We start from the raw sequence: 13,048 nt of genomic DNA, 5'->3' as shown, positions 1-13,048 counted from the left end.
AGAACCTTTCCATCGTGATAGGTGCGTTTACCCCATTATGATTTCATGGTTTAACAGTTTTTTGATTAACATGTTTTCGGGTATGTGCTTATGATGTCAAAACTCAAAACATTGTCGGCGATCCGATTTTAGAGATTAATCTTAAAAATAAGTTTGTTCGTTTTGACTGCTATGCTATAATGGGTATATGAAAACAATTTTACTTGTATTAATCGCCTACTTCTTAGGGTCTATTCCTACTGGACTTTGGATTGGTAAATATTTTTACCAGATCAATTTGCGTGATTTTGGTTCTGGCAATATGGGCACAACCAATACTTTCCGTATTTTAGGAATAAAAGCAGGTATTGTCACACTTGCTGTTGATTTATTAAAAGGAACCTTAGCTGTTCTTTTAGCTATTTGGTTTAGCAGTTCTATTTCGCCTCTCCTCGTTGGTTTCTTTGCTATAATCGGCCACACTTATCCGATTTTTGCCCAGTTTAAAGGTGGCAAAGCCGTTGCAACTAGTGCGGGTGTCTTACTTGGTTTTGCTCCTATCTTCCTTTTATATCTTCTTATCGTTTTTATTGGGACACTCTTACTGTCTAGTATGATTTCCTTTACTAGTATCACAGTAGCCCTCATTGCGGCCGCAAGCGCCTTGCTCTTTCCTATTTTTGATTTTATTCTAAAGGATTATGACCCCTTGTTTACTCTGGTTGTTTTAGCCATGGCAGGTGTGATTGTCTATCGTCACCAAGATAATATCAAACGTATCAAGGCTAAGAAAGAAAACCTTGTTCCATTTGGACTAAATATTACCAAGCAAAAACCTAAATAAAGAAATAACCTCCTTGTCAGAAATCAAGTAACAAGGAGGTTTTTTAGAGTTAACTGTTAATTATCTTGATAAACGATTTGCCCATTACAGATGGTATAGATAATTTTACCTTTTAGTATCTCTCCAATAAAGGGGGAATTAGGAGCTTTAGATTTAAAATCTTCAGTAATCGTTCGATCTTCTTCAGAAAAAATCACTAAATCTGCCGGCCCGTTTTCTGCTAAGTAACCTGCATCAAAACCATAAAGTTTAGCAGGATTAATTGTCATTTTTGCTAAGACATCTGACAATGTCAGATGTCCCGGTTCGACCAAGTAAGTCAGACCAAGAGAAAGAGAGGTTTCTAGACCAGTCATTCCAGAAGGAGCTTTAGTGACATCGTCTACATTTTTTTCATCTTTATGATGCGGAGCATGGTCAGTCGCAATGATTGAAATGACACCTGATGTCAGCCCTTCAATGACAGCTAGACGGTCTTCTTCCAAGCGCAAAGGGGGATTCATCTTAGCATTAGTTCCTTTTTCAAGGAGGAGGCTTTCTGTTTTAGAAAAATGTTGAGGCGATACTTCTGCCGTTACCTTAGCCCCCAATCCTTGAACAAAGGCAATTACCTTAACGGATTCCGCTTTAGACAAATGTTGTACATGAAATTTATTACCTACTTCATAAGCGATCATGGCATCACGTGCTATCATGGAGTACTCAGCAACCCCTCTTGCACCTCCACAATCAAAATGAGATCTAGCAATCGTTTCATTTAGCCCCAAAATATCATTGAGATTTGGATCTTCCTCATGAAGAGCGACAACTGCGTCTAAGGCTTTAGCTTTTTTGAAAACTTGACGGACAACACCAGCATTTTCTAAAGGAATACCATCGTCTGAAATCCCTACTGCTCCACCCTTAAGAAGATTTTCAAAGTCAGTTATATTTTTGCCATCAAAATTCAGAGTAGCTGAAGCATTAGACTTGACATGAATAGATTCCTTGGCAGCTGATTCTAAAACCTCTTTCAAGGTTTCCACTGTTGAAATAGTAGGGTTGGTATTAGCCATCATAACAACCGTTGTAAAGCCACCAGCTGCTGCTGCCTTAGCGCCCGTATGGATGTCTTCTTTATGCGTTTGTCCTGGTTCTCTAAAGTGAACATGAATATCTACCAAGCCAGGCGCCACAATTTTACCACTAGCCTCAATGACTTGTGCATCTTTTACTTGAATATCTTTGGCTATTTTGGCAACCTTCTGACCATCAATCAAGATATCACAAATCTGATCCAATTTGGACTTAGGATCGATAACACGACCGTTTTTAATGAGTAACATAGGTTCTCCTTTTAAACTACTGCAATCATTGCAAATTTGAATGAAGCTTGGACAAAAATGTTTCTAAGTTCTCTTCATGCTGGTACTTAAGGGCTGAACTTCTATCTTTTTTCAATAATGACACTGGTTAAATCAATTTGATTCACCGTAGCAATAGCGACAGCATAGTGGATAAGGTCTGCCAACTCTTTGCCAAGCTCTTCTTGCAAATTTTCAGTACCTAATCTTTTCCGATTAGCCCTTTTATTGAGCACTTCAGCAACTCCCCCCCCACCTCCTCAACTAACTTCATAAAAAAGCCTTGTTCATAATGTGGTCTGACCTGATTGATGAGCTTTCAAATCAGCTTGAGCTTGTTCCTTGTCTACTTGACGTACAATTAAGGTGTGAACTCGTTAGCCTGTTTGTTGAACAGAATCGCCTACCAAATTGGTATAAGTTACCAGTCCTTTCTCAAGAGAGACTGTATTGGCTACCATACCCATTTCCTTAAATCTTTGAATCAATTTTGGAAAATCAGGTCCTGTAAAGCTTTCGTGAACCTTCTGAATATCAGTAATGTTTAACATAAGATTTCCTCTTCTATTGCAACCAATTGATAGGCTGTTGGTGATGCTCTTCTAAAAACTGGTTGGTTTTAGAAAAAGGTTTACTACCAAAAAAACCACGGTAACTTGAAAGAGGACTGGGATGTGGCGATTCAAGAATGAGATGCTTAGAATTTTTGATCAATGTCTTTTTCTTGCGAGCATAGGCTCCCCAAAGGATAAAAACAAGTGGTTCTTCTCTCTGGTCAAGTAAGGAAATAACCGCGTCTGTAAATGGCTCCCAAATCAGATTAGCATGACCATTTGCTCGCCCTGAAGGTACAGTTAAGCAGGCATTTAAAAGCAGGACACCTTCTTTGGCCCAAGGCGTTAAATCATGGTGGGCTCTTAGCCCAATATCATCAGCCAGTTCTTTCAAAATATTTTGTAAAGATGGAGGAGCTGGCATATCATTAGGTACTGAAAAAGATAAACCTTGAGCTTGTCCTGGTCCATGATAAGGATCTTGACCTAGAATAAGCACTTTTACCTGATCGTAATCTGTCTTAGAAAGTGCCTTAAAAATATTTTCACGCTTGGGATAGATTATTCCTTGACGGTAGACATCATCTAAAAAATGATTGATTTGCGGAAAATAACCTGCTGGTAACTGTTTTTTTAATAAATCATGCCATTTTGAATGTTCCATACACCACTCCTATACCTTTCCGACAAAATCATAGCTAGTTTGAGCCAAAATATGTCCCTTCATAGCATGATGAAGCTCGTTGAGGAAGAAACCTTCTGTTAAATCTAGTTCCTTATCCAAAGCATAAACTGTTAAGGTGTAAAGATGATCTTTTTCAGGAGGGCAAGGACCGATATAAGTTTTTGTTAAATCACCAAAATCTTTAGCCATAAACTTACTAGTCAGGCTATTTGAACCTTTGAGATGTTCTTTATCTTGATTAGCAAAATCTTCAACAATATGTGTTCGTTTTGGTGACACATTAGCCACCACCCAGTGGATGTATTCAAAACCACAGACAGGAATAGCATCCCTATCTGTAAAACTCCAAGCTAGGCTAACAGTATTCTCAGGTAGAGTAGTAATCTCGAATGGAAATGATGTCACTGAGAAACCATCCACTGGATTATCAGTGTATTTACTATACAAATCTGGCAGAATATTGTTTTCAAAATGATGTTGAATATTCATCACAGGCACCTCAACTTTCTGACTTCTATTTTATCATAATGGCAAGAAAAATAAGGCCTGGAAAGATATCCAAACCTTATTGTAACCTTAAAATGCCAAATGTTTTTCCATCTTGTCTTGTCCAATAGCGTATAGGGTACAAATCACCCAGTACATGAGGGCAACTACGATATAGACGGTCATATAGTCTGACTTGGCACCACCGATGATTTTAGCTTTGTTAAACATCTCTGGAACAGTAATCATGGCTGTTAATGCTGTGCTTTTGACCATATCTAAAAGGACATTGCTAAGAGGAGGTAAAGCGATACGAATAGCCTGAGGAATAATAACTTTGCGATAAATAATTGGTGTTCTAAGGCCCAAAGAACGCGCTGCTTCCCACTGACCATTATCTACTGCTGCGATTGAAGAACGGATGATTTCCGAAATGTAGGCACTAGACATGAAAGTAAAGGTAATGATGGTTGCTGCTATAGCATCAAGCTCAATCCCCATAAATGGTAAACCAAAATAGATAAAGAAAAGTAAGACCATAAGGGGAATTCCTCGCATGAGTGAGACATGACTTGCTGCCAACCATCTCAAGGGCCAAAGGTGTGACATCCGACAAAGGGCAACAAAAAATCCTAGAATTGTTCCCAAGAAAAAACCGATTAAAGATAGGGCGAGGGTATAAGGAAGCCCTTCTAAAATGACAGGGATCGCTTCAATAGCTAAATCCAGATTAAATAATGCTTGCCAGTTAATTGACATAAATTCTCCCAGTTATTATTAAAAGAGAAGACCGAGTTATCTCCCAGTCTTCAAATCATTTTTCTTATTTATTAGAAACATCAATCGTTGGTAAATCTTCAGTTCCCTTTTCTGGTTCTGTTAGGTCTTGACCAGCGTAATATTTCTCAGAAATCTTCTTGAGCGTACCATCTTCTTTCATCTCTTTGATCACACCATCAAGTTTCTTCTTAAGAGATTTATCTTTTTTACTCATAACAATCCCTTGTTCTGTTGGATTGTATTTGACATCTCCAACTTTAACTTTAATATCAGGGTATTGTTTAGTAACAAACTTAACAGCTACTTTTTGAGTATAGTAATCGTTTGGAATGAAATCTGTACGTCCTGTTGATACATCACGAAGATAAACATCGTTAGTAACATTATCATAGATAACAGGCTCAGCACCTTGTTTTTCAGCAATTTTCATATACTGAGTTCCAGCGCCACCACCAGCTTTTTTGCCTTTCCAGTCAGATAGATCTTTGGCTTTGATATCAGAAGAACCATCTTCGCGAACAATCATTCCACCAACAGAATACTTGTACGGAATCGAGAAATTATATTTTTCAAGGCGCTCTGGTGTCGTATCAAAATTATTGACAGCAACATCAACTTTCCCGCTATCAACAGAGGTAAAGGCTTCAGCTACTCCAATTTCTTGATAATTCACCTTGATATCAAGACGTTTACCAATCTCATTCATCATATCTATTTCATAGCCGATAAGTTTTTTATTATCGTCATAATATGACGTTGGATAGAGCGTTCCAGGCGTCGCAACTTCTAATACGCCAGCTTTTTTAACTTTGTCCCAACTAGACTCATTTTGGCTAGCTTTATCATTTGAACAAGCTGCTATCAAGGTCGCAGCCAAACCTAGTGATACAAGTGTAGTAAGTTTCTTAATCATCATATCATCCTTTTAATTTTTTTATAAGACTGAAAGTGCTTACTATTATAGTTTACTGTATTTTTTTGCTTATTTCAAGTTATTTTTCTTGAAAAATATCACCTAAACTGATTCTTATTTTCAAATAATTCACCAATTTGTAAGAGCAAATCTTCTCTTCCTTTGGCTGCTGTCACTTGAACACCTATAGACAAACCTTCCTCAGTACGGTAAACTGGCAAACTAATTGATGGCTGTCCAGTTAGATTAGCTTGTTGCGTAAATGGTGTCCAATCCAAACTATGCTCAAACATCTGCCAAATGAGGTCTTGCTGCTCTTTCTGATTAAAGTCATCCATGTGTTTTAGCTTATCTTTCAACTGGTCTGATAGATCAAACTGACCATGTTTTGGGGCTACCTCGGCAACCGTTGGTGACAAGAGAATATCATAGCTTCGATGAAAATCATACATGATTCGACTATACTGGTCCCATTGTGACAAGCTTCTTGAATAGGTCTTAGCTGGAATCTTTTGTCCGCTTCGATAGATGGCCCAGCTCATGACTTCCATGTCAGCTTGTGTCATTTGGCGTCCTATGCTGGCTTCAATCCCATCAAACATAGCTGCTGTTTCAACAGAATTCATAATGTAGTAAGACTTCATGGCTTCAATACCATCTAGTGGTAGCTTATCTAAAACAATAATCTCATGTCCTTCTATCTCCAAGAATTGCGCAGCTTTTTTTACAGCACTGATAGCTTCATCCGATACTTGTCCACCTATCGGAGACGTCAATTGCAGCGCTACTCTCAAAGGTTTTAAGGATTTTTCAAACAAATCCTCATGAGTCAGCCTAGGTAAGACAAAGGGGCTTTCCATCTGGCAGATTTGAAACTGCTCTAAAAGAGTTTTTGTATCTCTGATCGTTTTAGTTAAGGCAAAATTAACTGAGGCACCTTGCCAACCACGATAGGAACCTGGTCCAACTGGAATACGACCTCGCGTTGGTTTGAGACCGATCAAGCCGTTAAAAGAAGCCGGAATCCGAATAGAACCGCCACCATCACTTGCCCCGGCAATAGGACTAACATCCGAAGCCACAAGTGCCGCAGCACCACCAGACGAGCCACCCGCATTGCGTGTGACATCATCAGGAAGGTTAACCGGCCCATGAAGTTGACTGTCGGACGTATTTTTGAAACCAAACTCTGGTGTGTTAGTTCGTCCTAAAACGATAAAACCAAGAGATTCCAATCGTTTAACATAATTATCCGACTGCTTGACACGGTAATTGGCAAATAAGCTTGAACCAGAGGTTGATAATTCTCCAACTTGCTCTTGACCCAAGTCTTTTAAGAAAATCGGAACTCCTGCAAATGGTTTTCCAGTAAAATTACCTTCTTCGGCTTCCAAAAGAGCCTTCTCATAGCGCGTACTAGTGATAGCATTCAGTCGTCTATTTTCTCTTTCTGCCTTTGCAATTGTCTCTAAGACCAATTCTTTGGGAGACACCTGACCTGAGCAAACCGCTTCTGCCATATCTGTTGCGTCTTTAAACATCCTGACCTCTTTCTATATAAACAGCCTTGTTGATGAGTATTATACCAAAAAGAAGCTGACTAACTAAGCTTCTCAACCGTCTAATGTTGCCAGTTTTCTTGGTCTTCCTTGAATTTTTTTAAGAGCATCAAGCCATCAGCATTGATATAGCCTTGAACTTTGGCAACCTTTATTAATTCGCTGTAGTTTGAGAGGGTCACTAGTTTGACATTAGCTTCTTCAAAGTTAGCTTGAGCCTTAGGCAATTCATAAGTGAAGATAGCAACCACACCCAAAACATCAATACCTACAGCCTGGGCAGCTTTGACGGCCTCTAAAACAGAACCACCAGTGGAAATCAAATCCTCAATAATAACCATCTTTTGCCCTTTAATCACGCGCCCTTCAATCTGGTTTCCAGCACCGTGATTTTTAGGTTTTGAACGAATATAAGAAAATGGTAAATTCATCTTTTCCGCAATGATGGCCCCATGAGGAATTCCTGCAGTTGCTGTACCAGCAATCACTTCTACTTCAGGAAAATGCTCCCTAATCACTTCTACAAAGCCATTTTCGATCAAAGAACGTGTTTCAGGATAGGAAAGCGTGATGCGATTATCCGTATAAATAGGCGATTTGATACCAGATGCCCAAGTGAAAGGCTCTTCAGGTTGTAGGTAAACAGCTTTAATGTCTAATAAATCAGATGCAATTTGTGTCGCAAGTGTCATAATAGTCTCCTTTTAAGTTTTTATCATCATTTTTTATAATGCAGCATTCCAATCAGACTTAATCGCTTGATAAGCTTGATAGGGGTCTTGAGCCTGTGTTATCGGTCTTCCAACAACAATATAATCTGAACCAGCAGCCTTAGCTTGGCTCGGAGTCATCACGCGCTTTTGGTCGCCAATTTCTGAACCAGCTAGACGAATTCCAGGTGTCAAACAGACAAAGTTAGATGATGTGGCGTCCTTGATGGAAATCACTTCATGTGCTGAGCATACCACACCATCCAAGCCAGCTTCTGCTGCTTTGCTTGCGTAATGTTTAACAGACTCTTGTATAGTAGTTTGGATATTCTGGTTGTCTTGCATCTGCTCTTGACTAGTTGACGTTAACTGCGTCACAGCAATGAGAACTCCCTGGTCACCGAAACCACGTTTGGCTGCAGACATCATCTCAACACCACCAGCTGCGTGTACATTAGTCATATCAACGCCTAGCTTGGCTAAAACTCTCATGGCTGACTCAACGGTATTAGGTATGTCATGTAGCTTCAAATCCAGAAATACACTATGTCCCAAGGATGTAACATAGGAAACAATCTCAGCGCCACAAGCATAATAGAGTTCCATTCCTATTTTGACATAGAGATTTTCTCCTTTTGGAAACCTCTCGAGAAAAACTTTGACACTATCAAAATCAGGAAAATCAAGGGCAATGATGGGTCTCGTTTCAAACAATTACTGTCTCCTTTGCAAGATAAAAGCCTTACCAGATCTGGCAAGGCTTTACGAAAACAAGGATCAATCCCTTTTAGACCAGTTCTTATAAAGAATCCGATCATCTTATTCCGAAAGTGGCCCGCAGACCACAACCTTCTATGCCTCTCTGGACTTAGTTAAAGGTGATTTAGTTGCATTCATTATAGCCAATTCTTAAAGGGATGTCAAAATAAAATCTGTCTTTTTGAGATTTTTGATGAGAATTTTTGAAATTAACTTATCTTTCAATCTGCTTTGTGTTACAATGACTTTATGCGAATTCAACAATTACAATACATCATTAAGATTGTAGAAACTGGCTCAATGAATGAGGCAGCTAAACAACTCTATATTACTCAGCCTAGCCTTTCCAATGCTGTTCGTGACTTAGAGCAAGAGATGGGAATTACGATTTTCATTCGCAATCCTAAAGGAATCACTTTGACTAAGGATGGCGTAGAATTTCTCTCTTATGCTAGACAAGTCATTGAGCAAACCGATCTTCTCGAAGAACGTTATAAAAATCCGACAGCCCAAAGGGAACTTTTTAGCGTATCATCTCAACATTATGCTTTCGTTGTCAACGCCTTTGTGTCACTATTAAATAAAACTGATATGACCAAGTACGAACTTTTCTTACGTGAAACCAGAACTTATGAAATCATTGATGACGTTAAAAACTTTCGCTCTGAAATTGGTGTTCTTTTCCTCAATAGCTACAATAGAGATGTCTTAACCAAAATGTTCGATGATAGTCACTTGGTAGCAACCAGTCTCTTCTCAACACAACCACATATTTTTGTTAGCAAAGATAATCCACTGGCAAACAAAGAGATTATCCAATTAGAAGATTTAGTGGACTTCCCTTACCTCAGTTATGACCAAGGAGTTCACAACTCTTTCTACTTTTCTGAAGAAATAATGGCTCAAATTCCTCACCCTAAATCCATTGTAGTATCAGACCGAGCAACCCTCTTCAATCTAATGATTGGCCTTGATGGCTATACGATTGCTACGGGAGTATTAAATAGTAAACTCAACGGTGATAACATCGTATCAATCCCCTTAGATGTTGACGACCAAATTGATATTGTTTATCTAAAACACGAAAAAGCTAACCTCTCCAAAATGGGTGAAAAATTCATCGACTATTTACTTGAAGAGGTACAATTCAAAAAAAATGATTGACATTTGGTCAATCATTTTTTAATTCTCTTAATATAAGACTATTCATTTGATCAAAATAAAAGTTTTCTCGATCATAAACCACACCACAATTCCTAGCTAAATCAATAATTTTAGCTAAAAAGATTTGTGATGAGAAACCGGTGGTTCGATGTAACTCTTCCTCATCAAAAGGGAGTATTAAATGCGCTAAAGGATTTCGAACAGATTTTTCAAATTCTCTTAATTCAGAAACTGTCTTTTTGATTCTCTCATCCAAATCAGTATACTGAATTAACTCTGATAAACTACTGGAGGTTACCTTGCCATCGCGTTTTTCAGAAACATAAGAAGTGATTATGTTATTCCTAGACGCATGCATCTTATGAAAATTCCAAGTATCGTATTGAGATGACTTAGAATTATTGATATAGTCGGCTAATTCTGGCACTTGATTTTCAAGAACTTTTAAAAACAAGCGATACAAAATAGGACTAACAGCTCTAACAAAGTCAATAATCTTACCATTACGCAACTTCGCTTCCAAATCAAAAATATAATTAGCTAGTAATTCTTCCTCGTAAGCATTAGATAGCAATGGATGATTAAAATACGTTTCGCACTGTTTTCTTTCGTCTTCTTTCTTGAACAGATAGGCAACGTTTAACTCACGACGCTCCTTCAAACTTTCCAACAAAAAGAAAGTTTCATCATTAATGTTTTCATCTAAAATTTCTAACAATTGATGATAGGCATATAAGTCGAGGAGAACAGCAATTTTATCAGTATCTATACTCATATTAATCTGCAATCAGTGTTTCTAGTCCCACCTTCATCATATCCGTAAAGGTATTTTGACGTTCCTCAGCTGTTGTATCCTCGTCTGGATTTACTAAACTATCAGAAATTGTCATGATAGCCAAGGTATCAACACCATGTTGTGCTCCAAGGTAGTAAAGAGCTGCTGCTTCCATTTCAATGGCTTTAACACCAAGTTCGCCCAGCTTCATATTACGTTCTGGCATGTTTGAATAAAAGACATCAGAAGACAAGACATTACCAACATGTGTTGTTAGCCCCAAGTCTTTAGCGATATGATAAGCCTTATCAAGTAATTGGAAATTGGCAATTTGTGGAAAATCGTACTCTGGAAAATCATTGCGAATGATATTAGAATTTGTCGCTGCTGCTTGGGCAAGAACCAATTCACGAACATGGACATTTGGATCAATAGAACCAGCTGTACCAACACGAATTAGCTTTTTAACACCATAATCAACAATCAATTCACGAGCATAGATAGAGATTGAAGGCATCCCCATCCCAGTACCCATAACAGAAACACGTTGACCCTTGTAAGTTCCAGTGTATCCAAACATGTTACGAACTTCGTTAAAACAAACCGCATCTTCCAAGAAATTTTCTGCAATAAATTTAGCACGTAGCGGATCTCCTGGAAGAAGAATTTTATCAGCAATATCGCCTTTAGTGGCGGAAATATGAATACTCATTTTAATGATTACCTTTCTGAGTTATTTATTTTTAAGTTTGCCTTGATAAAGGAGAAAAAGTAATAGACTGAGAGATGCTAACAGGATACTTTGAGAGGGTCTAACAAAAAGATAGACAATAGCTGCGAGTAGCATTAAGCCAATACCAATCAAGATTAAGTTTTCAGGTTTAGGAAAATTCAACTTATCATTCCTCCATCCTATCACTTACAACTCAAGCAAAATGGCTTTGACCAAACCTTTAAAATCTTCCTTGATATGTGTTGTAACCTCTACGACCTCTTCATGATTTAACTCTGATTGGAAACCAGCTGCAAAATTAGTAATTGCTGAAATTCCTAAAACTTTCATGCCTGAGTGTGCTGCTACTATAACTTCTGGCACTGTTGACATACCAACAGCATCTGCTCCCATTGTTTTAAAGGCTCGAATTTCTGCAGGTGTTTCATAAGTAGGGCCCGTAACACCTATATAAACCCCTTCTTCCAACTTGATACCTTGTTTGTCAGCGACCCGATGAGCCACTTCTCGGTAAGCTTTAGTATAGGCATCTGACATATCAGGAAAACGTGGACCAAACTCTTCTAAATTGTCACCAATAAGAGGATTTGTTCCTGTCAGATTAATATGGTCATTGATAGCCATTAAGGTACCCGGACCGTACCCAATACCTCCTGCTGCATTTGTCACAAGAACCCCTTCACAACCTAATGCTTTCATGACACGAACAGGGAAAGTGACTGTTTCCATAGGATTTCCCTCGTAGAAGTGGAAACGTCCTTGAAGTGCTAAAACTTTACGTCCAGCTAATTCACCATATACTAATTTCCCAGCATGGCCAACAACTGTTGATTGCCCCCAATTGGGAATATCAGCGTAATCGACAACGATTGCCTTATCGATTTCTTCTGCCAATTCTCCAAGACCCGACCCCAAAATCAAGCCAAATTCTGGTGATTGAATTCCTTTACTTTCTAGGAATGATTGTGTAACTCTAACTTTCTCTAATAATGACATATTATCTCCTTATTTATTATTTAGGGTGAATGATTTCGCCATCCTCTTTTACGAATGGACTTGGTAAAGGAACCGGAAGAATATCTAGCAATACCTCAGATGGTCGACATAATTTTGTTCCCTTACTAGTCATAACGATTGGTCTGTTAATTAAAATAGTATCTGCCATCATGGCATCAATAGTGACTTCATCAGATAACGTCTGATCCGATAAGCCATGCTTATCAAATTCAGGAACATTTTTTCTTAATAGCTCTCTAGGAGTGATATCCATCTTATCCAGTAAATCAAGCAACTGCTCACGACTAGGTGGTGTTTTTAAATACTCAATGACTGTTGGTTCAATACCAGCATGTCTAATCATAGACAAGACATTCCGAGAAGTACCACAATTTGGATTGTGATAAATGATAATCTTTTCCATAGGTTACCTCTTATTTTAAGTCAGCTAAGAAACTCTCCCCAATCATGGCAGTATCAACACCAAAGTTGTCCGCTACGGTGGCTGATATATCCGCGAAATGTCCTTGTGAGATCACACCGCTGCCTGTAAAGGATGGGCTGTAAGCCAAGAGAGGAATGTACTCACGGGTATGGTCTGTTCCAGCGTAGGTTGGGTCATTGCCGTGGTCTGCTGTGATGAGAAGTAAGTCTTTGTCCCCCAAAAGCTCTGTAATCTCAGGCAAGCGGGCATCGAATTCTTCCAGACAGTCACGGTAGCCATGAGCGTTACGACGATGGCCGTAGAGAGCATCGAAATCGACAAGG

At 38.7% G+C, this 13,048-nt stretch carries 15 protein-coding genes and 2 pseudogenes; 2 read left to right on the top strand and 15 right to left on the bottom strand.

Translation table 11 applies throughout. From position 1 onward, the window contains the following. The first annotated feature begins 187 nt into the window (after positions 1–187). Positions 188–823, top strand: coding sequence for a glycerol-3-phosphate 1-O-acyltransferase PlsY (gene plsY, locus ACMZ6U_RS00085; protein ID WP_416105691.1), 636 nt, complete (start codon positions 188–190; stop codon positions 821–823). A 56-nt stretch (positions 824–879) separates the two neighbouring features. Here plsY and ACMZ6U_RS00080 read toward each other — a convergent pair whose 3' ends face one another. From ACMZ6U_RS00080 to pyrF, 10 genes and pseudogenes are all read right to left on the bottom strand, one after another. Continuing rightward, positions 880–2,148 (bottom strand): dihydroorotase, encoded by a 1,269-nt coding sequence (locus tag ACMZ6U_RS00080; protein ID WP_416105690.1) that lies wholly within the window; start codon positions 2,146–2,148, stop codon positions 880–882. A gap of 25 nt (positions 2,149–2,173) precedes the next feature. Next, positions 2,174–2,455 (bottom strand): annotated as a pseudogene (locus ACMZ6U_RS00075) (MazG nucleotide pyrophosphohydrolase domain-containing protein); the annotation flags it as partial. Positions 2,456–2,543: 88 nt separating this feature from the next. Further along, the gene (locus ACMZ6U_RS00070) at positions 2,544–2,717 is read right to left on the bottom strand and encodes a hypothetical protein (protein ID WP_416105689.1); all 174 of its coding nucleotides are present in this window, start codon (positions 2,715–2,717) and stop codon (positions 2,544–2,546) included. Between the two features lie 13 nt (positions 2,718–2,730). Continuing rightward, positions 2,731–3,384, bottom strand: coding sequence for a uracil-DNA glycosylase (locus ACMZ6U_RS00065; protein ID WP_416105688.1), 654 nt, complete (start codon positions 3,382–3,384; stop codon positions 2,731–2,733). A gap of 9 nt (positions 3,385–3,393) precedes the next feature. After that, on the bottom strand, positions 3,394–3,894 hold the full coding sequence (locus tag ACMZ6U_RS00060) for a YbhB/YbcL family Raf kinase inhibitor-like protein (RefSeq protein ID WP_416105687.1): 501 nt from the start codon (positions 3,892–3,894) through the stop codon (positions 3,394–3,396). 87 nt (positions 3,895–3,981) lie between these two features. After that, positions 3,982–4,650: an amino acid ABC transporter permease gene (locus ACMZ6U_RS00055; RefSeq protein ID WP_416105686.1), complete on the bottom strand. Its 669-nt coding sequence runs from the start codon at positions 4,648–4,650 to the stop codon at positions 3,982–3,984. Positions 4,651–4,714: 64 nt separating this feature from the next. Next, positions 4,715–5,581, bottom strand: a complete 867-nt coding sequence (locus ACMZ6U_RS00050; protein WP_416105745.1) for a transporter substrate-binding domain-containing protein — start codon at positions 5,579–5,581, stop codon at positions 4,715–4,717. 101 nt (positions 5,582–5,682) lie between these two features. Beyond that, positions 5,683–7,125 (bottom strand): amidase, encoded by a 1,443-nt coding sequence (locus ACMZ6U_RS00045; protein WP_416105685.1) that lies wholly within the window; start codon positions 7,123–7,125, stop codon positions 5,683–5,685. 80 nt (positions 7,126–7,205) lie between these two features. After that, positions 7,206–7,835 (bottom strand): orotate phosphoribosyltransferase, encoded by a 630-nt coding sequence (gene pyrE, locus ACMZ6U_RS00040; RefSeq protein WP_416105684.1) that lies wholly within the window; start codon positions 7,833–7,835, stop codon positions 7,206–7,208. A 33-nt stretch (positions 7,836–7,868) separates the two neighbouring features. Then, positions 7,869–8,567 (bottom strand): orotidine-5'-phosphate decarboxylase, encoded by a 699-nt coding sequence (gene pyrF, locus ACMZ6U_RS00035; RefSeq protein WP_416105683.1) that lies wholly within the window; start codon positions 8,565–8,567, stop codon positions 7,869–7,871. Positions 8,568–8,861: 294 nt separating this feature from the next. Between pyrF and ACMZ6U_RS00030 the strand changes: the two genes are divergently transcribed. After that, complete coding sequence (locus tag ACMZ6U_RS00030; protein ID WP_416105682.1) at positions 8,862–9,776, top strand: LysR family transcriptional regulator; 915 nt, start codon at positions 8,862–8,864, stop codon at positions 9,774–9,776. A gap of 7 nt (positions 9,777–9,783) precedes the next feature. Here the strand turns inward: ACMZ6U_RS00030 and ACMZ6U_RS00025 are convergent, their stop codons facing one another. The 5 genes and pseudogenes from ACMZ6U_RS00025 to ACMZ6U_RS00005 form a co-directional block, all read right to left on the bottom strand. Further along, the gene (locus ACMZ6U_RS00025; protein WP_416105681.1) at positions 9,784–10,551 is read right to left on the bottom strand and encodes a LytR family transcriptional regulator; all 768 of its coding nucleotides are present in this window, start codon (positions 10,549–10,551) and stop codon (positions 9,784–9,786) included. A 1-nt stretch (position 10,552) separates the two neighbouring features. Next, a complete protein-coding gene (gene deoD, locus ACMZ6U_RS00020) occupies positions 10,553–11,263 on the bottom strand; it encodes a purine-nucleoside phosphorylase (RefSeq protein ID WP_416105680.1) in 711 nt (236 codons plus the stop codon). A 207-nt stretch (positions 11,264–11,470) separates the two neighbouring features. After that, positions 11,471–12,280, bottom strand: coding sequence for a purine-nucleoside phosphorylase (locus ACMZ6U_RS00015; RefSeq protein ID WP_416105679.1), 810 nt, complete (start codon positions 12,278–12,280; stop codon positions 11,471–11,473). 16 nt (positions 12,281–12,296) lie between these two features. Further along, a complete protein-coding gene (gene arsC / locus ACMZ6U_RS00010) occupies positions 12,297–12,704 on the bottom strand; it encodes an arsenate reductase (glutaredoxin) (protein WP_416105678.1) in 408 nt (135 codons plus the stop codon). Between the two features lie 10 nt (positions 12,705–12,714). Continuing rightward, positions 12,715–13,048, bottom strand: a pseudogene (locus ACMZ6U_RS00005) (phosphopentomutase); the annotation flags it as partial.

This window comes from Streptococcus pluranimalium (genome assembly GCF_047785745.1).
Lineage (GTDB): Bacteria > Bacillota > Bacilli > Lactobacillales > Streptococcaceae > Streptococcus > Streptococcus pluranimalium_B.
Note: the sequence above shows the minus strand (reverse complement) of the source record. Positions and strands in the feature narration are given on the sequence as shown.

What these genes read in the sequence shown, in the direction of transcription:
- plsY (WP_416105691.1), top strand. Translation starts at nt 188, where the DNA reads ATGAAAACAATTTTACTTGTATTAATCGCCTACTTCTTAGGGTCTATT.
- ACMZ6U_RS00080 (WP_416105690.1), bottom strand. Translation starts at nt 2,148, where the DNA reads ATGTTACTCATTAAAAACGGTCGTGTTATCGATCCTAAGTCCAAATTG.
- ACMZ6U_RS00070 (WP_416105689.1), bottom strand. Translation starts at nt 2,717, where the DNA reads ATGTTAAACATTACTGATATTCAGAAGGTTCACGAAAGCTTTACAGGA.
- ACMZ6U_RS00065 (WP_416105688.1), bottom strand. Translation starts at nt 3,384, where the DNA reads ATGGAACATTCAAAATGGCATGATTTATTAAAAAAACAGTTACCAGCA.
- ACMZ6U_RS00060 (WP_416105687.1), bottom strand. Translation starts at nt 3,894, where the DNA reads ATGAATATTCAACATCATTTTGAAAACAATATTCTGCCAGATTTGTAT.
- ACMZ6U_RS00055 (WP_416105686.1), bottom strand. Translation starts at nt 4,650, where the DNA reads ATGTCAATTAACTGGCAAGCATTATTTAATCTGGATTTAGCTATTGAA.
- ACMZ6U_RS00045 (WP_416105685.1), bottom strand. Translation starts at nt 7,125, where the DNA reads ATGTTTAAAGACGCAACAGATATGGCAGAAGCGGTTTGCTCAGGTCAG.
- pyrE (WP_416105684.1), bottom strand. Translation starts at nt 7,835, where the DNA reads ATGACACTTGCGACACAAATTGCATCTGATTTATTAGACATTAAAGCT.
- ACMZ6U_RS00030 (WP_416105682.1), top strand. Translation starts at nt 8,862, where the DNA reads ATGCGAATTCAACAATTACAATACATCATTAAGATTGTAGAAACTGGC.
- ACMZ6U_RS00025 (WP_416105681.1), bottom strand. Translation starts at nt 10,551, where the DNA reads ATGAGTATAGATACTGATAAAATTGCTGTTCTCCTCGACTTATATGCC.
- deoD (WP_416105680.1), bottom strand. Translation starts at nt 11,263, where the DNA reads ATGAGTATTCATATTTCCGCCACTAAAGGCGATATTGCTGATAAAATT.
- ACMZ6U_RS00015 (WP_416105679.1), bottom strand. Translation starts at nt 12,280, where the DNA reads ATGTCATTATTAGAGAAAGTTAGAGTTACACAATCATTCCTAGAAAGT.
- arsC (WP_416105678.1), bottom strand. Translation starts at nt 12,704, where the DNA reads ATGGAAAAGATTATCATTTATCACAATCCAAATTGTGGTACTTCTCGG.